Here is a 19410-nt window from a genome sequence, read left to right as displayed (position 1 = left end):
GCATCATCAAATGCAGGCAGTTCCGATGTGCAGTTATCGCACAGGGAGTATTGGTCTGTCTGCAATCATTCTTAACACTATGGACAGTCCTATGAAAAAACTATCTTCCTTTGCGTTAGGCGTTACCCTTTCTTTGATGGCTGGTGCTGCTTCAGCAACTGGTGGGATTCCCTCATCGGTTTGTTATGTGGAAGGTAAGATGGTATCGACCAATATGCCGGTCAATATCTGTCAGTCGGTATTAAAGGGTGATCCACAGAAAAATAGTTCCTTCAAACGCTGATACTTATTACAAGGGCTGGTTGAGGTATTGAGTCAGTCCATATAAAACCGGCTTTCTAACTACTATGCCCTATATTATCGCTGCAGTTTTTCTAGTTGTTTATTGAATTCTACATCTATATTTATCCCAGTCAGTATGCAGGTCATTTGTAAGGTATTATATTTTCAGGCGCGGATTATAAAACTGGCAACTGCCTATATTGATCATGAAAGCAGCATACCTTGGAGACTATGCTGATCATCATAAATGCTTTTTTTCAAAGCAGAAAATAGTTGTTGGCTAACAAGTTCAATTTTTTTATTAAAAGTAGGACTCTTTTTCTGTTTTTCTCTTTCTGGATTGAGTCTTTTTGACAGATCACGCAGGAACTTGCTGTTATCTGTGTCATTTTCCTTGTCAAGCACATGAGCTAACGACCTTAAAAATGCAGATACATGCAATGCAGTTTCGCTGCCGGTGGTAATATTTAGATTGGTGATTGCCGTTGAAAGGTCCATGAAATTCCGAGCTCTGGGTTTTTGTTTCCACTGATTCAGCATTGGCTGGATGTCTTTATAGTCATAAAGGCACTGTGATAACCCATGGAAAAAGCACTGCTTCGCCTGCACGAGGTTATCAGCCAGGTAGAAGGTCCACCCAGCGCTGTGCTGCAACCATGAATCTTTTGGGTATGCTTTTATGGCCTGGCGAGCTTGTTGTTGAGCTTCCTTTTTACGTTTTTTCCCCAAAAACAAACTGATGTCATTATTAATATCCTGCAAATCTTGAAAATGACTCCAGGCGCTTTTGGCAATAAAATCATCACCGAGCCTTCTATTATTTGTCAAACCCATAACAGGTGTTATTACTTTGGTGGGAGGGAGAGGGGCTTTTCGACTTTCACCAATACAGATCACTTCTGTAGGGCAGTGCGAAACATGCACGGCTGCCGGCTTGTATTTGGTGACCTGGTCTACTTCCAGTAATTTGGCAGGGGGTAAATCCTGGGTTGTATGGCCATGCGGCCGTTTTTTTTTTTTCCTGTTTTTGGGTCTTACTGATGCTTGAGTTGGAGTAGACTCTTCGCCAAGAAAAATGAGCAGCTGGTCTATATCTTCAGGAACTTCATGAATTCGGGGGGGGGGATCCAATGATTGTGAAGGTATCACTCCAGTTTGTCCTACAATTGGAGAGGCTAGGTTTTCATGAGATTTTTTTAATGTCAGGATCCAAAATGCCTTTCGCTCAAAATACTGTACCTTTATGGGGATATTAGCCTTCTGAAAGAAAGCCATAGCTTGAAGGCAAACTTCATGCATTTGGTCATATCGACCACACTGTTCCAGGCAATGAAGAAGGGGCTCATAAACCGGAACTTCCTGTGGGAGATCATTCAACATTATCTGATACAGAGTAATAGCTTCCTGCCAGTCCTGCCGAGTTTCAGAAAGGTTGGCCAGAATGGATACCTTCAATAAATTTGCCTGGTCTTCACAGGTTGTCATTTGAAAGATCTCGTATGCCTCCAAAATATCGTTGAACTCATTAGCCGAACAGCCATCATTTATCGCCCGACATGACAACAGATACAGAGCACTCAGGCAACGAGGTAAGTACGGTTCATTGTCAGGGAATGGAGAGTCTGGGTTATTAATCAGATAATGGTGATAGCTGCGAATTCTCTGTAGTACTTCACTAATGACATAGACTTCATTTAAGAGTAATGAGTGGCATAGTTGATCGATTTTATTAAATTCAGGATTGCCTTCTTCACTGACGTGATTGAGCAACAGTCGCTTTAAACGATCTCCCTGATACTGATCAGCCATCAACTTATATTGTTCCATTAGCTGTTGAATAACGCTTTTCGGATCCAAAATAAGCAGATCCAGCTGTCGGCCAATGAGATTATCCAGAAAAAGCTGACTTATTGCCGCTAAACAGACAGAATTCGTAAACACTGTCCTGTCAAAAACATTCAGACAGCTGCTGTTTTTTGGGACTTTCAAGCGATGGACCATTTCTAACAGAATACTGCAGGAATGCATGCTCATGCAGTGATATCGACCTTCTCTAATGTTTCCCATCTCTCCTGCCAGGAGAGTCATTAGCAGAGTCTGAGTAATATAAGGGTTTCGATAGCTCTCCAGGATCACCAGGGTCTGATTGATAATTTGGTAAGAATCAGGGGGGATAGAGCTTGGGAGACCTCCATCTTTAAATAGATTGATATAAACCATTGCACAAGAATATAAATTTTCTGCGTACTCGCGCTCCTTTTCCCGGATTTTTCGAACGCTTATGGCTTTATCTGGTTTCATTGCCTGCCTTTCAAGGGCATTGAGCAAGTAGTTGTTCTCGACCGTGTGTGGAGTGATGTATTTTACAGTTTGGCTCATCTTCGCTTGGCCTTCTTCAAGATAACAAAGCTGCCAGGCAGCTTTCACCTGTTCCTCATTGCAGGCCGGTTTCATACTTCCTATCGAGCCCGGTACAGGGGAGTATCTTGACAACTGAATCGAATCCACAATCGCACCTCTCAGTTCAGTGAAAACTTGTATTAAACTCCTCCTTTGATAATTTCTGATAAGGCTTTCACCTAAAAACAGAACTCTGATTCCTGTCATCATCTGGGTGTAACAAAACTAGCAGAACATCTATATACGCTATTGATGAAGACGGTTCAAAATCCCTCTAAACCATCATCTAATATTGTTTTTTTGTGTTTTTACATGTAATAAATAGTTGGTCAGGTGCTTTCATATATTTCAGACCATAATTAAAAAGGAATGTTTCATAATTTATTTATTCAGTTTTCTTATGCTGTTAAAACGCTAAAGTAACGCTGACAGAATCAGCTCTTTCAAATACAGGCCCTGACTGTTATTACACCCCCTGGCCACCGTGGTTATTCTCTGATTCAGCAGTAAAGAGCATTGTAAGGATGTAACCCAAGAAGCCTGTAAGGCTTGGCGGCAGGTGATGATTAATCTTTGCAGAACTGATAGTTGATTTTATTATAAATAATGGACTTTGGTGAATGAGAGACTGCCGCCTGAATGGTTGTCTGAAACCGTTCTTCAGGAACCTGTAATATTATCTGGTCAAGTACTTGCCTATAATCAAAGCAGCCGGTTTCGTTTGGAAAAGAGAATACTTTATTATCAACACATACTGAAATCTATTTTTGCCACAGTTTATTGGACGTTAAGCAGCCATTATAGGCAGACTGTAGTGGTAATCTGCCTGTTAATGGTAATCGAGTTAAAGCATGCTTTTACATATTCGAGGAACTGGACGTTAGAGAGTGTCAGCTCCCTCGCTTCGCATGCCGTTCTCGGTTTTCCAATTTTTCCCGCTCGCTTTTTCTGATCATCACATAAAGTGCTCCAGAGCCTCCGTGGACTTTTAATGCACTGTGAAAAGCCAGTACCGCCTCCATCTGGGGCAGCCAGGTATAGAGATAACTTTTCAGCATGGCGGGAGGGGTGCTTTTCTCACCACGCCCGTGAGCGATTAATACGGTCCGCAGCTCGTGTTCACGGCAATCATTGATAAACTGGAAAACGTGATCGCGTGCCTCCCGGGCGGTCTTGTGGTGGAGATCGAGCCGTGCCTCAATGTCATATTTACCCAGGCGAAGTTTTTTGAAGACCCCTTCCTGTACACCATCCCGCTTCCAGACCAGAAAGTCATGGGGCTTCACCATTTTTGGGTTGAGTAGAGAGAGAAAGTTAGGGTCGGTAAACGTGTCTTCTGCTGCGGCTTTGCGAATCTCCTGGCCTGGGGTAATCCGCTGAGCTTTCTGAGTATCAGCTGTTGCTTTCTTTTTTAATGGGGTTACCCCTTCCATCTCTTTCAGAAATGCAGAGATGTCATCATTGTTTGTTGCGTTGCTCATAGCCTGATAACTGACCAAGTGGACAGAGATAACAGCAGTTTTCACTGTTTTTTGATGCTTGTATTGTATTTCCATAGGTGTAGTTATGGCCATAAAGAATGATCAGTGCTTTTGATTGTTCAACTGAAGAAGAGAAGGTGCCCTCTATTGGACGAAGTATGTTTACTAAGGCTGAGGCATTCATCCTTTAGCTATTGAAAGTGAATGCATGCTCTGCTGCGAGTCTCATTACGTAACCAACTTTTATTACGCCGGGTGCAACAATAATAACGAAGTGGGCGATCACCTGCTCGGTGATGGTTAGATGAAGTTGATGGTGAAGAAAGTAGGCCAATAGAGTAGCGAGCAATATTGCACCCGATGATAATGCGATGAGCACGTTTCCGAGGTTAAAAAACTGTTGGATTCTATTTGTCGTCTCACCTTGTTCGATGCGTTTCAAAGTGCTTTTCATATTGGACACCTCATCAACATAAACATGCATTTATTATGAATCTTATAAGATGTATATTAGATGCATCTTATTGGTTTGTCATATTTTCCAAGGTCAATAGATAGGATTTCTGTAAACCAAGATCGGATATTTTTTATTCACTTCCCCCGAAAATTATGGATATTCCATTAAAATCAATGAGATGTGTTTTCTTTGATAGCCAGTCCTAGTTATTTATTGATGGGCGACTTGCAACTGGAACCGGTCAAGAGAAGCGGTCCCATTAATCGGTTGCAGTATTCTGGTGAGGAAAAAATAACCAGCTAGACTTTTCTGCTTGTTTTTGAGCTAACCGTCTGGTTACTGGTATGCGCTTTTTCCTGCAACACCGTACGATCATTATTATCTGCTCTGGAGCTGTTGCCGAGTGGCTGGAGTTTTCTGCCTACCTCTATCTGGCTCCAAGACTGGCAGAGTTATTTTTTCCTGAGCAGGACCCCTCCACTGCACTGATCTCGGTTTTTGGCCTGTTTGCCATCTCGTACCTTACCCGGCCAATAGGTGGTTTCATTTTTGGGTATGTCGGTGATCGCTATGGCAGGCGGCTAGCACTGACGTTGTCTGTCTTGATCATGGCGCTGGCTACCACTGGTATTGGGGTTCTACCAACATGGAACAGCATTGGTTTGATGGCACCACTGTTATTGTTGCTATTAAGGATACTCCAGGGAGGAGCTATTGCCGGAGAGTTTACCAATGCTGCAGTCTTTATGATTGAACAGGGTAAGGGGAATCCTTACCTTGCCGGCTCCTGGGCTAACTGGGGGGCTAACCTGGGGGTAGCCATGGGAGCACTGGTAACGGCACTGGTCAGCCTGCCCGATATGCCGGACTGGGCCTGGAGAGTACCCTTTCTGCTCAGTTGTATCACGAGTTTGCTGGCACTATGGATTCGCTGTCGAATTCAAGAGTCTCCGGCATTTCAACCGACAACGGCCAGAGAACTTACCCCTTATCGTGTGCTCAAAGAGTTGGCTTTACGGTATAAAGGCAGCTGTCTGGCCGTTGTTCTGGTGGGGGCGTTTGCCGGGGTTTCTCTTTATGCCGGGAATATGTTCTGGTGCAGTTACGTTGTTAGTAATGGCTTTTTTTCTCAGAGCCAGGCAAACGTTATTGCCTCAGTAGATATGGGGGTTGAGTTTATTACGTTGCCTTTAATGGCTGTTCTGGCCTTTAGGGTGGGTGCCAAACCTATTATGTTGCTGGGCCTGTTAGTCACGTTACTGGGAGCTTACCTAAATTTTTACATGGCACAACGGGGTGTCACTCATATCAGCATGTTGACCATGGTTCTGTTTGCTTTGGGGGTGGCAACATTTGAGGCTCCCATGTTCAAACTCCTTTTTGACCTGTTCCCTGCCCATATTCGCTGTACAGGCATTGCATTGCCCTGGGCTGTTGGGTTGAGCCTGTTTTCCAGCCCCTCCCCGATGGTGGCTCAATGGTTGAGTGGCTATTACGGTTGGTTTGGAGGTGTACTTTGCCTTTGGCTGGTGTGTTTATTGGCGCTTGTGGCTATGGGAATTTATACAAAAAGGAACTTAGAGCAATGCTCTGAAGTCACATTGATGAAGTGATGCTTTTCTATAGTTAAGGTGCTGTGCTTACTAGTTGGTGGTATTTGAGCACTGAGCTATTGTTGAGATTGGATATTGCTTTTTAATAGTTGTTAATTTTCTAGCTTTAAATGCATAGAGAATAAAAATTGAAAACGAAACCAGATTCTAATATTGCCAAGCTGCAACAATATGCCTTGCAGACATATGACATCCGTTCTGTAGACGGGACCTCTTCACCTATGGACAGGGTAGAAATAAAACAAATCACAGAGCATACAATACCTGCAGGTTGTCAGGATGTGGCCCAGTCAGGCGATTATTTATTAAGTATTGCGGCAGAAGAGATTCCTTGCGGTAAGCATTTTGAATTAATCTCGATTGAGAGTGGGCGATGGACTTTCAAGCGTCACTGGGAAAATGATGCTTTGAAGGTTTCAATGAAGACGCCGCAGTTAAGAGACGTTATGGATTTTGTATCAGACCGTGACGAAATAGCTGATCCGGTCAGACAATATCTTCTGAGCCGATTTCCCGGAAAAATTACGCTGTATGAGCGTTGGGTGTTTGTAGATATTCTCTATCATCTTCAAGTGCTGAGTGCTGACAAAGAAAATGTCAGTAGACTCACCAAATATATTTTTTATGCAGATGACCAGCCTGCGCACTACATACCACCCGCAGAAGATGAACACAGTCTATTGATCAGCGTGCAGAGTAATGAAGGTTCACACTTCATGATTCTGACTGTTAGTACTGGCCAAGTTGAGCTTAAATGGGAGTGGCTTTGCTCGGGAGAAAGAAGTGATCTCATTGATGTGGTATCAGCAGCAAAGTAATGTATTTTTTGCTGACTGGAGGAACCCCAAAAACAGGGTTCCTCCTCACTGGGTTTTCGTCAGCATCTGTTAAGAATGACTGAAGCAGTGTGACCAGTCTTTCCAGACCGGCTCAAGCCCTTTGGCTCGAATAGCCTCCGCTACCGCCTCTGGACGGCGGTTGTCGTCGATAGTAAACTGCTCCAAGTCTTCATTACCCAGGATATTATCATCAGCGTAACCTCCCGGGTGAGTGCTGGAGTATGCACTCATGGTGGTAATGCCAAGAGGTAGGACATTATCCCTGAACTTTTCAGATTCACGGGTGGATAAGGAGAGTTCTGCTTCTGGCTTGAACAGGCGGTAAGCACAGATCAACTGAACCAGCTGACGATCTGAAATGATAGATACCGGTTGGAACTCACCTTCACAGGGGCGAAGCCGGGGGAAGGAAATGGAGTAGCGAGTCCGCCAGTACGTCTTTTCCAGATAGTCCAGATGAGCGGCAACCATGGCTGAGTCGGTTCGCCAGTCTTCCAGACCAATCAGGGCACCTACACCAATTTTATCAACGCCAGCACGGCCCAGTCGGTCAGCGGTTTCCAGTCGATAGTTAAAATCCATTTTGCTGCCTCTGAGATGGTATTTCTCATAGGCCGCTCGATGGTAGGTCTCCTGATAAACCAGAACGGCATCCAGACCCTCTTTCATCAAGGTTTCATAATCTTCCTGATCCAGAGGTTGAACCTCAATGCTGATATGGGAGAAGTGTGGTCGTAGCCGTTCAATCACAGACTTGATGTAGCTGACACCTACTGTTCCGGGGGCTTCTCCAGTAACGAGCAAAATATGGTCAAAGCCCATTTTTTTGATCGCAGCCACTTCCCGGTCAAGCTCTTCCATCTTCAGGGTTTTTCTGCGGATTTTGTTGTCTAGGCTGAAGCCGCAATAGGTGCAGATATTGGTGCACTTATTGGATAGGTAGAGTGGAATATAGAGTTGCAGGGTGTTACCGAATCGCTGCCGGGTCAGTTGCATGCTCTTTTGTGCCATAGCCTCAAGATAAGGCTCTGCTGCAGGAGAGATTAGTGCCAGAAACTGACCATGGGTCAGCCTGCTGCTTTGCAGGGCATTTTCTACATCCACAGGGGTTTTGCTGTGGATCGACATTTTCAGCTCATCCCACTGGATCTGATTGAAGTGGTCGAGAAATGTCATTAAAAATCATCCAGAAATGCGGTTAATGGACTGCTGGCCTTAGCCTGCAGAGAGCGCCCGCCAAGTCCCGCTTTGAAGGCACGGCGGCCGGCAATGACCGCGTCTTTAAAGGCAATGGCCATCTGAACCGGGTCGCGGGCTACGGCAATAGCTGAGTTAACCAGAACGGCATCGGCACCCATCTCCATGGCAAGGGCTGCATCTGAAGGGCTTCCGATACCAGCATCAACCACCACAGGGACAGAGCTCTGCTCAATAATAATCTGAATAAAATCTTTGGTCTTTAGGCCCAGGTTACTGCCAATGGGGGAGCCAAGGGGCATGACAGCCGCAACGCCCACTTCTTCAAGACGTTTACAGAGGACCGGGTCGGCATGAACATAAGGTAGTACAGCAAACCCCATAGCACTCAGTGTTTCACAGGCTTTCAGAGTCTCGATTGGATCTGGCAGAAGGTATTTTGGATCTGGGTGAATTTCGATTTTTACGAAATGGGTTCCAAGTGCTTCTCTGGCCAGTTGCGCTGCGTAAATAGCTTCCTCAGCATTTCGGGCTCCTGAAGTATTTGGCAACAGGTTCAGATTATGCTCAAGCTGACTATCCAGGAGGGGGCCAAGAATATTATCTTGTTGTTCATTCAGATCGACACGCTTGAGTGCCATAGTGACCAGCTCACTGCCAGATGCAATGATGGCATCTGCCATTAGTTGGCTGTTACTGAACTTTCCGGTTCCGGTAAACAGTCGTGAAGAAAAAGTTTTATCCGCAATTTTCAGCATGCCAGCCTTACATTTTATAAAGAGCTAAAGTTAGTTGTCGGTCCAAAGGCAGAAGCGTTAGAAAGCCTTCAGATGGCCTAGCCACCTGCAGTGGCTTTTATAAGGGTAATGTTATCCCCGTCATTCAGCTGATACGAACCCCATTGGGAACGGCTGATGATCTTTCTGTTGACAGCAAGCGCTACACCTTGTTCAAGATGGTTTAATTGTTTCAACAGCGCATCAAGACTGAGGGCGGTCTCCACGACCATTGGCTGATTATTCACCTTGATCTGCATGGGCTTTATGGTGCGAGTCCTTTAAGAAAGACACGATTCTAAAGAAAGAGTGTTGTGTTTGACAAATGATCTGGCGCAGGGTTGTGTTCGCAAATATCAAATAGATACCAAGCTTCTGCATTATTGCCTGTTACAACTCTATCCAAGGCACTGCTCAGCCGTTAGAATTGAGCGTTTATTTTCTGTAGCTCATCTGTTTTGGAAACCCCATGGAGAATCTGGATAACACGCTTGATAAGCTGGTGGCCAGCGCACTCAGTGCCGTTGAAGCCGTTGCTGACGCCTCAGGTCTGGACGAAATTCGCGTCCAATACCTTGGTAAGAAAGGCGAGCTGACCTCTTTGCTCAAGGCCCTTGGCCAGCTCTCTGCTGAAGAACGACCAAAAGCGGGTGGGCTGATTAATAAGGGCAAACAGCAGGTTCAGGATGCGATCAATCATAAGAAAGCAATGATTGATCAGCAGGCCCTGGATGCGAAACTGACTAGTGAAGCGATTGATGTTTCGCTGTCTGGCCGTGGTCAGGAACTGGGTACGGTTCATCCGATCACCCGTACGATGGAGCGGATTACCGACTATTTCGGTCGTATCGGCTTTACTGTGGAGCAGGGACCTGAAATCGAAGATGACTACCATAACTTCGAAGCCCTGAATATTCCCGGACACCATCCGGCCCGTGCCATGCACGACACGTTCTATTTTGACAACTCCACCGTACTGAGAACCCATACCTCACCGGTTCAGGTTCGTACTATGGAGCGTTTTGTAAAGAATAACGAAAACCCGCCTATTGCTATTGTCTGCCCGGGCAAGGTGTATCGCTGTGATTCTGACCAGACTCACAGCCCTATGTTCCACCAGGTGGAAGGTTTGTACGTTGCTGAGAAAGTCAGTTTTGCAGACCTGAAGTGTGTTCTGATTGATTTTCTGAGAGTCTTTTTTGAGCGGGACGACCTGCAGGTTCGGTTCCGCCCATCTTACTTCCCGTTCACTGAGCCTTCTGCTGAGGTGGATATAGAATGGGGACGTAATGAAGATGGTTCCATCAAGTGGCTGGAAGTACTTGGCTGCGGTATGGTTCATCCTGAAGTATTCCGCTACTCGGGTATTGATCCTGAGAAGTACACCGGTTTTGCGTTTGGTATGGGTGTTGAGCGTTTTGCCATGCTGCGTTATGGCGTCAATGACCTGCGCCAGTTCTTTGAGAACGACTTGCGTTTCCTTGACCAGTTCCGTTGAGAGCTGAAGAGAAGGCATTTTCAAACTTTTAAGAATGGTTTTAGCAGGATTGAGTAAATAACATGAAATTCAGTGAAAAGTGGCTGCGGCAGTGGGTCAATATTGAAGTTGATACCCAGGAACTGGTGGACAAGATCACCATGGCCGGGCTTGAAGTTGATGATGTTGAATCCGTTGCGGGTGAGTTTACCGGTGTTGTGATTGGTGAAATTGTTGCCTGTGAGCAGCATCCAGACGCCGATAAACTGCGTGTAACTCAGGTCAGTACCGGCAACGAGTCTTTCCAGGTGGTTTGTGGTGCCCCTAATGCCCGTGTCGGCATTAAGGTGCCTTTTGCTACTGTGGGCGCCGTGTTGCCTGGCAATTTCAAGATTAAGAAAGCGAAACTCCGTGGTGTTGAGTCACTGGGCATGCTGTGTGCCGAAGAAGAACTGGGCATGGCAGAATCTTCCGATGGTCTGATGGAGCTGCCTCTGGATGCACCGGTTGGCCAGGATATCCGCGAATACCTGTCGCTGGATGATAAAATTATTGATGTTGACCTGACACCTAATCGTGGTGACTGCCTCAGTATTGCGGGTCTGGCACGTGAAGTCAGTGCAAACTTTCTGGCGGATGTGACCGAGGAGCAGGTAGTTGCAGTGGCACCAGCCATTGATGACACGTTCTCGGTTCATATTGATGCACCTCAGGGCTGTCCACGATATGTTGGCCGGGTCGTTCGTAACGTTGATGTTTCCCGTTCTGCTCCACTGTGGCTGACTGAGCGTCTGCGTCGTTCCGGCATTCGCTCCATTGATCCTGTGGTGGATGTGACCAACTATGTCATGCTGGAACTGGGTCAGCCCATGCACGGTTTTGACTTGGATACGCTCTCTGGCAGTATCCATGTTCGCATGGCCAAAACTGAAGAGAAGCTGACCCTGCTGGATGGTCAGGAAGTGACACTGAACGACAATACGTTGGTGATTGCTGATGATCAGAAGGCTCTCGCAATTGCCGGTGTTATGGGTGGTGAAGGTTCCGGGGTTAGTGAAAATACCCGTAATATCTTCCTGGAAAGTGCTTTCTTCGATCCAATCACTATTGCCGGTAAGGCACGCTCTTATGGTTTGCACACGGACTCCTCTCACCGCTTTGAGCGTGGTGTCGATTTCCAGTTGCAGAAAAAGGCCGTTGAGCGTGCGACTGCTCTGATTGTAGAGATTTGCGGTGGTGAACCAGGCCCTGTCACTGAAGTAGCCAGTGAGGCTTACCTCCCTGCGCTGCGTGAAGTAGCGCTTCGTTCTGAAAAGGTAACCTCCTTGCTTGGTATGGCGATTGAAAACAGCCATATTGAGGCATTGCTGTCTCGTTTGGGTCTTGGCCTGACGTCTGACGGAGAAGGTTGCTGGAAGGTATCTGTGCCGAGCTGGCGCTTTGATATTTCCATCGAAGAAGATTTGGTGGAAGAGCTCGGACGTATTTACGGCTATAACAACCTGCCTGAAAGCACACCTACTGCACTGTTAAAGATGAAGCAGGTGGATGAGTCTCTGGTTCAGGAGTCAGACATCCGTCGTGTACTGACTGCCCGTGGTTATCAGGAAGCAGTGTGCTTCAGCTTTATTGCTCCAGAATTGCACAAGCTGTTTGATCCTGAGCATGAGGCGGTTGCCCTGTCTAATCCTATAGCCAGCGACTTGTCAGTAATGCGTACGACGCTGCTGCCTGGTCTGGTGAAAACCGCAGGCTATAACCTGAATCGTCAGCAGAGCCGGGTTCGTCTGTTTGAAACGGGTCTGACCTTTGTTAAAGAGGGCGATGAACTCAAGCAGGAACCTATGCTGGCCGCATTGATTACCGGTAGTCGTCATCCTGAAAGCTGGCAGGATAAGGCAGAGTCTGTTGACTTCTTTGATCTGAAAGGCGACATCGAAGCTGTTTTTGAACTGGGTCTGGCAGGTAATGAATTTACCTTCCATAAGGGAGAGCACCCTGCCATGCATCCGGGCCAGTGTGCCGAGGTCGTTCGTGCTGGAAACGTTATTGGTCATATGGGGGCGCTCCATCCTTCCCTGGCTAAAAAGCTGGATATGCCGGGTGGGGTTTATCTGGTTGAGCTAAACCTGAAAGCGGTGACTGAAGGTAAGGTGGCCGGTTTTTCCGCTCTGTCGAAATACCCTGAAGTGCGACGTGATCTGGCTCTGGTTGTTGAGGCTTCAGCTGCCGCAGGTGATATCGAACAGCTGATTAAGAGTGAGGCTGGTGAGCTGCTGCGCAGGGTCAATACTTTTGACGTTTATGCGGGTAAAGGTATTGAAGAAGGCTGCAAGAGTCTCGCTATGGGCTTGACCTTACAGCATCCTTCCCGCACTCTAAAGGATGACGAGGTTAATAAGCTGGTTGATCGTGTTGTTACGCGGTTGAAACAGGAATTCAACGCGAGCCTGCGTAAGTAAACGCCAGTCAATGGCCTTAGAGTAAATAATAAGATCATGGTAATAGCCTGTTATTTTTTTTCTGAGAAAACCGATACAGCTATTACCATGGGAAAAACAAAAAAGGGGATTGGTTCATGGGAGCCCTGACGAAAGCCGATATGGCTGAGCGACTCAATGAAGAGCTTGGTCTTAATAAACGCGAAGCCAAAGAGATGGTCGAGCTGTTTTTTGAGGAAATTCGCCAGTCTCTCGAAAATAATCAATCGGTCAAACTGTCTGGTTTTGGCAACTTTGATCTAAGGAATAAGAGTCAAAGGCCCGGGCGGAACCCGAAAACGGGTGAAGAAATACCGATAACTCCGCGTCGTGTTGTGACCTTCAAACCCGGTCAGAAACTCAAGGCAAGAGTGGAAGCCTATGCAGGACATGGAACTCAGGACGAGTGATCTGCCAGCCATCCCTGGCAAGCGCTATTTTACCATTGGCGAAGTAAGTGAACTTTGCTTTGTAAAGTCTCATGTGCTGCGTTATTGGGAGCAGGAGTTTCCTCAACTCTCGCCAGTTCGTCGGGGGAACAGGCGATATTACCGCCACGAAGACGTACATCTTGTGCGATTGATCCGCAGTCTTTTATACGACCAGCGCTTTACCATTGATGGGGCTCGCACTCAGCTTAAGCGTAATGCAGTAAAACAGAAAAAGCTCAATTACCGCACTGAAATTGAGCAAGCCATATCTGAATTAGAGGAAGTTATAGATATCTTGTCGTAAGCTTCTTTAATGACTTAAGTTTTCAATTATTTTACTGTAAATCACCAAATGTTCAGAACTTCTGGGACCCAGGAGTTCGCCAGGGTTGATCGACTAAATTCTCTGGGCCTGCTATGTCCATTCTTTCCCGAAGCACTGAAATATAGTTAATTGCCTGTTCCCAGGCTTGCGCTACCCTCTCTTCAGTTGCCTGATTCTTCAGTGCTGAAAACTCCATAGTCAGCTTATTTAAATCCATCTTACTCTTCACTCTACCAAGGTCCTTATATAACTGCTCCCAATCTTGATAAGCTCTACTGTTGATTTTCCTCATTATCGTTTCAGCGGTCACTTTTTCTGATAGTGTCGCCAGTTGCTCGCTGGTTATACCACGTGGTTTTGGCTTAGGGGGCAACCTTGAACTCTCTACCGATAATTCATCTTCTTCTGAACTTGAGGATGCTACTGATACTGTGTCCAAATCGACATCTGATGATTCCCGCCTACGATAACCCTGAAAGTTTTCATAAGGGGTTTCAGGCTCAAATGATTTTTGCTCAGGAATTGCTGGTGGCTGGTTAAGGGCTGATTGTCTGTTAATTTCCTGCAATGCAGCATTTTTTACTCTGGTATGGGTTTCATTATTTTTTGTTTTATACTCGTTTTCAACTTTTTCTTTGGCCTTTTGAAAATTATTATCGAAGTCACTGATATATTTAACAGCCTTCTTTTTTCCATATATTGATGCGACGAGAGTTATAGCCTTGTTTTTAATATTGTTGTCGGAAATGTTCCGTGCTACCGAATTTTTGTCACCAGAAACAATTAATCTTCGAATATTGGCTATTGAAAGAGCTTCAAGTTTTGATACCAGTTCAGCTTCATTCTTGAATTTATCATTTATAATTTCAGCTCCGTTGAATTCATCAAATAATCGTGAGAATTGTGTTCCCGATACAGAGGCGTATTCGCTGTCGGTTGACTCCTCAGATATGGATGAGCTTCCAGAAATTACTGAGATATTATCGTCATTAACATCAACTGGTAACTGTGTTTCTGCAAATGCCTCTTGAGATTCAGGTAATTTTCGCATCTCTAAAGCATCAATGATTGGCTCAGCTATTGCGGCAAGATTTTGGTGCACTGTGTTAAGAGTGCTGTACTGACCATCTGTCTGAACGAAGTTATTTCTACGTGCTCGAGCTCCAAGAATTTTCTGATCAAAGTCTGATTCAAACTGACCACCTTGTTCTAAATATTGTCGAACAGTGTCATCAGTGGTAATAAAAGACCCTGTTCTACCCACCCCCGCATTACAATTGATGACAATTCGCTCATCAATTCTATCGACTACTTCCGGATTATGTCTTAATTTTTCAACAATCAATGCAACAGCAACCAGTCTTGCAGGGTTTCCTGCAGAAAAATCTTTCCAGCCCATTTCACTGACTCTGAAATGTGTTTTTCCATCAATCCTTAACTTGTCAATACGAAAATCAAGAGAAGGTATCTCAATGGTTTCGATCAGCTCAATTTCAAATGCCTCAGATATGATATTTTTATTTTCATCTTCTTGGGCGGGAATAGTCTGTGGCCTTCCTACATCAATCGGCCCAATTCTTAGCATATTTTTTTCCGTACCGATTTTTGAACCTCTTGTGTATAGTAAATCACTCTCACCAATCAGGGCTACAGAAATTGGGCTGTTATTTTCTTTGAGAAGGTGCAGGTAGTTTTCTTCGGTTGTGCTGATAGGGCCCTGGGCAGCAATATATTGACCATTGGGCATATCAATTTTGGTAGCGTGATATTGATAGGTTGTTGAAGCGCAAAACTCCTTATGACAGTGAATGTTTCTGTATTTAGGATCTGCAATGCTTCTAAAACGCTCAGCTTCTTTTGTCTTATTATCCAGACTATTAAGACTTTTTTCTGGAGGTATGGCTATTTTGTCACTTTGATTATTTAAAATTTTGAAGCCCTTAATTGATTTTTCATCCTGTGCTTTTTCTGGAAATACTCTGTTAAGTTCTGGTGGGAAAGTTTCAAGTAAAGAAAATGCTGATAAAACAGAGTGTTGAATGTCTTTTCCTTCTGGAGATAACTCTTGATTAGCTGTTGAGTTTGATAAATTTGGGTCAAAAACATCCATGCTGTCAGGGAACTCATCATCTCCATATTGGTGTTGGTTGCTGTAATCTATTGTATTTTGCATTGGGAGCTTTTGCATCTGAGATGGGTTAGCTGTGACCTGTTGTCCCGGTGTTAGTGGAAGAGGCCTGTGTGGAAACGGCCTGTTATAGTCGAAGCCAGAGCTAATCTGTGTATGAGTTACATTTCTTTCGGTAATAGGCTTCTGCTGAGGCCCATTTTGTTTTTCATCAATCAGGCGGTTGAAATAGTTCTCAGGGCGCTTGATTGTTCCACCAAGGCTGAATAGTGTCCGGCAGATTTTCAATCCCCATATTACAGCTTTGCTGACCTTATAATGTTTTCCTGAAAGTTGAAGCATTTCTTTTTGAGAGACTGGGTCTGTGCCCAGTGTGGTATTCGTCCCACGATGAGTGTTTTGGGGCGAAGTATTTACAGGTCTGTTATCCATTGTATTTCATCCGTGAAATGCTCATTCTTTTTACTTCAGCTTAAAATCGAAATGCTGTTTTGTCAGATATCTCTCCCTGTCTGCTCTTGGGGGATTTCTACTTAATTGTCTTTGTAATTTTTCTGTCATACAGACAACTTACCATTGCCTATTGCTGATAGTGGCAGTTTATTGACAGTTGGGGGTGATGATGACAACAAGAAGCCTGTTTTTTCAGCCCGTTCTTTTGGTTTTGATTCTTTATCAGGTGATCTGGTGTACAAAAAGTCTTGCTGAAGAATTTCTGTTTACTGTGCATGGCTCCAATACCGTAGGAGCAGAGCTGGCACCTGCGCTGGCAGCTCGTTTTCTTGATGATCTGGGGGCAGAAAGAATATTAACTCTCCCAAGTGATGGGGTTAACGAGAGTAGAATAACAGGTTACCTCCCTTTAGAAGAAAGAACTGTCAGTATATACGTGGCTTCCCATGGCTCCTCTACGGGTTTCAAAAGCCTTCATCAGAAAAAAGCGGACATTGCTGCAGCTTCAAGGCGTGCCAAGCCAGAGGAGAGAAAGTTACTGCAGGAGCAGGGTAATCTGTTCAGTGATCAGTCAGAGTATGTCATTGGCCTTGATGGTCTGGCTATTATTGTTCATCCAGATAACCCTGTGAATTCACTTGAAGTTAGTCAGATAGCACAGCTTTTTTCCGGAGAGATTACCAACTGGCGACAGTTAGATGGACCTGATCTTACAGTAACTCCCTATGCCAGAGACGATCATTCTGGAACATGGGATACTTTTAAGAGTATGGTTCTGTCTAAGAAATATCAGCTTGCCCATGGTGTAGAGCGGTTTGAGTCCAATGAGCTTCTATCTGCCAGAGTGTTAGAAAAACCTGGTGCCATTGGTTTTGTCAGTTTGAATACTGTCGGTGTCACGAAGGCTGTGAATGTGGCAGATTCCGCAGGTAAAAGCCTGGCACCAACGGTTATGAATGTTTCTACAGAAGATTATGTGCTGAGCCGCCGTCTGTATATGTATATTTCCGATAACTCAGGAAAAGATATTGCCAGATCATTCCTCGACTTTGTTGTCAGTCATTCTGGGCAGTCAGTGGTCAGTGATGTTGGCTATGTAGCCCAGCAGATCAACCGCCAGAAATCTGATCAGAGCCAGATGCCAGAAGAGTATCTGCAAATGATTGATTCCTTCGATCGGCTCTCCGTTAACTTCCGTTTTGAGCAGGGAAAGGCCCGGTTGGATAACAAGGCCAGAAGAGATATAGAACGATTAGCGGGCTATCTCAATGATAACTCGGTGAACATTAAGTTGATTGGTTTTGGTGAGACCAACGATGATTCAACCTTCTCTCAAACACTGGCTAGACTGAGAGCTGATGTGGTTAAACGGCAGCTGATTCGAGCAGGAGCTCCCAGAAAGAGCATCGTTATCGAAGGGTTTGTTCCAAAGGTGGATCGTGAACTGGCAGTCAGTAAACTTCGGCAGATTCGTGATCGGCGTGTAGAGGTCTGGGTAAAGCAGGGAACACAGGTCGAAATACTGGCTAGGCAACCAGAAGGCTCTCCGGCTGCCAATCAGTTTCGATTATAAGCGGCGCTTGCCTGTGTTGTGGGGCTTTTTCTCTTCGGGAGCATTGAAGATCAGGTAAAGCTCCATCAGTACTTCTGGAATCTGGCTGCACATATCCTCTGTGAGCTTACTGTCCTTACGAATATCCTTGAACTCCTGCTCATCATCAAATAAGCCTGATGCCAGCATAATAGGAAGAAGCAATTCGCAGACTTCCTGTTCGTTCGTACTGAACCAGGCATCTTCATTCAGGAAATGAGCCACCATAAAACCAGTGCACCAGTTGGCAAGCGCTTCATCATCGTGATCTTCCAGTTCTGCCTCACAGGATAAAGAGAATCCTTCTTCTTCATTATTAAAACCACGGTCAATGGCGGTTTGCATGTGTGCAATGAGATGGTTCAGCTCCTTAGCTGTTGCCACTGGCAGTTTTGCTTCACTATCAAAAATATTCTCATTGCGCTCTTGTTCTGTAAGAACAGTAGGGCAAATGGTCAGGGCAGTCAGGAAGCCATGAAGCCCATGGTAGTCAAGGGTTCCTTCATTTTTTTCAGTAAAAGGCTGCAGTAGCGCTTCCACAGAAGCACGAGTATTGGACATAGTGGCTATCCTGAAATGTAAACGGGGATTCTACTCTGGCTTTAATGTGGATAAAAGCTCAGTACCTGCGAGCTTGCCTTCGTGAGCGTCGATAGAGTGCTGCAGCAAGCATGCTAAAGCCCAGCATCATAAGGCTCTGCACAAGACGATTGTTTTTTTCATCATTATGCTCTTGGCTAATACGCGCCAAACTTAATGAAGGCTGGCCTTCTACTTTCATCTCCCAGAATCGCAGCACTTTTATACGTCCGATGTCTAAATCAGGGGCTATTCGAATATTGGCAATAGTGCCAGGTTCAAGCTGATCTAGCTCTTCGGGAATAGGGCTGGCACTAATGAAGCAGTAATTGCTTTCCGGTGATGGGAGTTGTCGGGACTTTATACATAACCGGAACTTGTCATAGCAAGGACTGCCTCTGGGGCACACTCTCCAGATATAGAGTTCTGAGCTATCCAGGGCAATGATCGCCTTGATTGTTTGCTCGGGTGCAGGAGCAGAAGGGGTAAAGAGCCATGCAGCAAACTGCCAGATAGCGATTGGGGTAAAGAAAAGTATGATCATGAAGCAGGCAAGCTGCATTGCATTACGGTTATGTCTTTGACCCATCTGGTGCATGCTTCACCTGTTTTTCTCATTACTTTTTTAAATGTCGGCTTTTTATCCAGCAGACTTAATGAATTGATATGCTTGATAAAAGGCTCATTGTTGCCAAATTGCAATACTGACCAAAATCAGGCTTTTATCTACGCAAGTTTTGGCAGGCCCTGCCCTACAGACAAAATCTTAACGTTCTATTAAGAGGGGAGTGCTGAATTCCTGCTCACCCACGCTTGAAGCAGTGCTATCAACTAGAGTTTTATTGATAGGCCCTTAAAGTCTAAATCATTATTTTATCAGGAAGATATTGCAAGGATGCAT

Annotated in this window: 17 protein-coding genes; 8 read left to right on the top strand and 9 right to left on the bottom strand. The window is 45.2% G+C overall.

The features are described from left to right. Positions 1-10: 10 nt before the first annotated feature. Complete coding sequence (locus GV64_RS18275) at positions 11-283, top strand: hypothetical protein (protein ID WP_020584940.1); 273 nt, start codon at positions 11-13, stop codon at positions 281-283. Between the two features lie 203 nt (positions 284-486). On the opposite strand, the gene GV64_RS24860 is transcribed toward GV64_RS18275, so the two are convergent. The 3 genes from GV64_RS24860 to GV64_RS18260 all read right to left on the bottom strand — a co-directional run bounded on the left by GV64_RS24860 (position 487) and on the right by GV64_RS18260 (position 4617). Then, positions 487-1581 (bottom strand): hypothetical protein, encoded by a 1095-nt coding sequence (locus tag GV64_RS24860; RefSeq protein ID WP_152554120.1) that lies wholly within the window; start codon positions 1579-1581, stop codon positions 487-489. Positions 1582-3572: 1991 nt separating this feature from the next. Beyond that, positions 3573-4163, bottom strand: coding sequence for a DNA endonuclease SmrA (gene smrA, locus GV64_RS18265; protein WP_033403720.1), 591 nt, complete (start codon positions 4161-4163; stop codon positions 3573-3575). Positions 4164-4350: 187 nt separating this feature from the next. Next, positions 4351-4617, bottom strand: coding sequence for a transmembrane sensor/regulator PpyR (locus GV64_RS18260; protein WP_152554119.1), 267 nt, complete (start codon positions 4615-4617; stop codon positions 4351-4353). 347 nt (positions 4618-4964) lie between these two features. Between GV64_RS18260 and GV64_RS18255 the strand changes: the two genes are divergently transcribed. Beyond that, a complete protein-coding gene (locus tag GV64_RS18255) occupies positions 4965-6233 on the top strand; it encodes an MFS transporter (protein ID WP_020584936.1) in 1269 nt (422 codons plus the stop codon). A 128-nt stretch (positions 6234-6361) separates the two neighbouring features. Further along, positions 6362-7051 carry a hypothetical protein gene (locus GV64_RS18250; protein ID WP_033403664.1) on the top strand — a complete coding sequence of 230 codons (690 nt, stop codon included), beginning with the start codon at positions 6362-6364 and terminating at the stop codon, positions 7049-7051. Between the two features lie 69 nt (positions 7052-7120). On the opposite strand, the gene thiH is transcribed toward GV64_RS18250, so the two are convergent. From thiH to thiS, 3 genes are all read right to left on the bottom strand, one after another. Further along, positions 7121-8248, bottom strand: coding sequence for a 2-iminoacetate synthase ThiH (thiH, locus tag GV64_RS18245; protein WP_020584934.1), 1128 nt, complete (start codon positions 8246-8248; stop codon positions 7121-7123). Beyond that, the gene (locus GV64_RS18240; protein WP_020584933.1) at positions 8248-9027 is read right to left on the bottom strand and encodes a thiazole synthase; all 780 of its coding nucleotides are present in this window, start codon (positions 9025-9027) and stop codon (positions 8248-8250) included. Before GV64_RS18240 ends, thiH begins: the two co-directional genes overlap by 1 nt. 77 nt (positions 9028-9104) lie before the next feature. After that, a complete protein-coding gene (thiS, locus tag GV64_RS18235; RefSeq protein WP_201772500.1) occupies positions 9105-9293 on the bottom strand; it encodes a sulfur carrier protein ThiS in 189 nt (62 codons plus the stop codon). Positions 9294-9514: 221 nt separating this feature from the next. Here thiS and pheS point away from each other — a divergent pair, with 221 nt between their 5' ends. The 4 genes from pheS (at position 9515) to GV64_RS18215 (ending at position 13737) form a co-directional block, all read left to right on the top strand. Further along, positions 9515-10543 carry a phenylalanine--tRNA ligase subunit alpha gene (gene pheS / locus GV64_RS18230; protein ID WP_020584931.1) on the top strand — a complete coding sequence of 343 codons (1029 nt, stop codon included), beginning with the start codon at positions 9515-9517 and terminating at the stop codon, positions 10541-10543. 62 nt (positions 10544-10605) lie between these two features. Next, positions 10606-12984 (top strand): phenylalanine--tRNA ligase subunit beta, encoded by a 2379-nt coding sequence (gene pheT, locus GV64_RS18225; RefSeq protein ID WP_020584930.1) that lies wholly within the window; start codon positions 10606-10608, stop codon positions 12982-12984. Between the two features lie 116 nt (positions 12985-13100). Beyond that, a complete protein-coding gene (gene ihfA, locus GV64_RS18220; protein ID WP_020584929.1) occupies positions 13101-13412 on the top strand; it encodes an integration host factor subunit alpha in 312 nt (103 codons plus the stop codon). Beyond that, positions 13393-13737: a MerR family transcriptional regulator gene (locus tag GV64_RS18215; RefSeq protein WP_020584928.1), complete on the top strand. Its 345-nt coding sequence runs from the start codon at positions 13393-13395 to the stop codon at positions 13735-13737. The genes ihfA and GV64_RS18215 overlap by 20 nt, the downstream gene beginning before the upstream one ends. Before the next feature lie 52 nt (positions 13738-13789). Here the strand turns inward: GV64_RS18215 and GV64_RS18210 are convergent, their stop codons facing one another. Beyond that, the gene (locus GV64_RS18210) at positions 13790-16318 is read right to left on the bottom strand and encodes a protein-tyrosine phosphatase family protein (RefSeq protein WP_020584927.1); all 2529 of its coding nucleotides are present in this window, start codon (positions 16316-16318) and stop codon (positions 13790-13792) included. Between the two features lie 187 nt (positions 16319-16505). Between GV64_RS18210 and GV64_RS18205 the strand changes: the two genes are divergently transcribed. After that, the gene (locus GV64_RS18205) at positions 16506-17912 is read left to right on the top strand and encodes a substrate-binding domain-containing protein (protein WP_081622229.1); all 1407 of its coding nucleotides are present in this window, start codon (positions 16506-16508) and stop codon (positions 17910-17912) included. Here GV64_RS18205 and GV64_RS18200 read toward each other — a convergent pair. Beyond that, on the bottom strand, positions 17907-18491 hold the full coding sequence (locus GV64_RS18200; protein WP_020584925.1) for a YecA/YgfB family protein: 585 nt from the start codon (positions 18489-18491) through the stop codon (positions 17907-17909). The two genes, GV64_RS18205 and GV64_RS18200, sit on opposite strands and share 6 nt — an antisense overlap. Before the next feature lie 58 nt (positions 18492-18549). After that, a complete protein-coding gene (locus tag GV64_RS18195; RefSeq protein WP_152554118.1) occupies positions 18550-19098 on the bottom strand; it encodes a hypothetical protein in 549 nt (182 codons plus the stop codon). Positions 19099-19410: the final 312 nt, after the last annotated feature.

This window comes from Endozoicomonas elysicola, assembly GCF_000710775.1.
GTDB lineage: Bacteria > Pseudomonadota > Gammaproteobacteria > Pseudomonadales > Endozoicomonadaceae > Endozoicomonas > Endozoicomonas elysicola.
The sequence above is the reverse complement of the archived record's forward strand: the minus strand, read 5'-3'. Positions and strand labels throughout refer to the sequence as shown.

What these genes read in the sequence shown, in the direction of transcription:
- GV64_RS24860 (WP_152554120.1), bottom strand. Translation starts at nt 1,581, where the DNA reads ATGCATGAAGTTTGCCTTCAAGCTATGGCTTTCTTTCAGAAGGCTAAT.
- GV64_RS18205 (WP_081622229.1), top strand. Translation starts at nt 16,506, where the DNA reads ATGATGACAACAAGAAGCCTGTTTTTTCAGCCCGTTCTTTTGGTTTTG.
- GV64_RS18240 (WP_020584933.1), bottom strand. Translation starts at nt 9,027, where the DNA reads ATGCTGAAAATTGCGGATAAAACTTTTTCTTCACGACTGTTTACCGGA.
- GV64_RS18275 (WP_020584940.1), top strand. Translation starts at nt 11, where the DNA reads ATGCAGGCAGTTCCGATGTGCAGTTATCGCACAGGGAGTATTGGTCTG.
- smrA (WP_033403720.1), bottom strand. Translation starts at nt 4,163, where the DNA reads ATGAGCAACGCAACAAACAATGATGACATCTCTGCATTTCTGAAAGAG.
- ihfA (WP_020584929.1), top strand. Translation starts at nt 13,101, where the DNA reads ATGGGAGCCCTGACGAAAGCCGATATGGCTGAGCGACTCAATGAAGAG.
- thiH (WP_020584934.1), bottom strand. Translation starts at nt 8,248, where the DNA reads ATGACATTTCTCGACCACTTCAATCAGATCCAGTGGGATGAGCTGAAA.
- pheT (WP_020584930.1), top strand. Translation starts at nt 10,606, where the DNA reads ATGAAATTCAGTGAAAAGTGGCTGCGGCAGTGGGTCAATATTGAAGTT.
- GV64_RS18260 (WP_152554119.1), bottom strand. Translation starts at nt 4,617, where the DNA reads ATGAAAAGCACTTTGAAACGCATCGAACAAGGTGAGACGACAAATAGA.
- GV64_RS18195 (WP_152554118.1), bottom strand. Translation starts at nt 19,098, where the DNA reads ATGGGTCAAAGACATAACCGTAATGCAATGCAGCTTGCCTGCTTCATG.
- pheS (WP_020584931.1), top strand. Translation starts at nt 9,515, where the DNA reads ATGGAGAATCTGGATAACACGCTTGATAAGCTGGTGGCCAGCGCACTC.
- GV64_RS18215 (WP_020584928.1), top strand. Translation starts at nt 13,393, where the DNA reads ATGGAACTCAGGACGAGTGATCTGCCAGCCATCCCTGGCAAGCGCTAT.
- GV64_RS18210 (WP_020584927.1), bottom strand. Translation starts at nt 16,318, where the DNA reads ATGGATAACAGACCTGTAAATACTTCGCCCCAAAACACTCATCGTGGG.
- GV64_RS18255 (WP_020584936.1), top strand. Translation starts at nt 4,965, where the DNA reads ATGCGCTTTTTCCTGCAACACCGTACGATCATTATTATCTGCTCTGGA.
- GV64_RS18200 (WP_020584925.1), bottom strand. Translation starts at nt 18,491, where the DNA reads ATGTCCAATACTCGTGCTTCTGTGGAAGCGCTACTGCAGCCTTTTACT.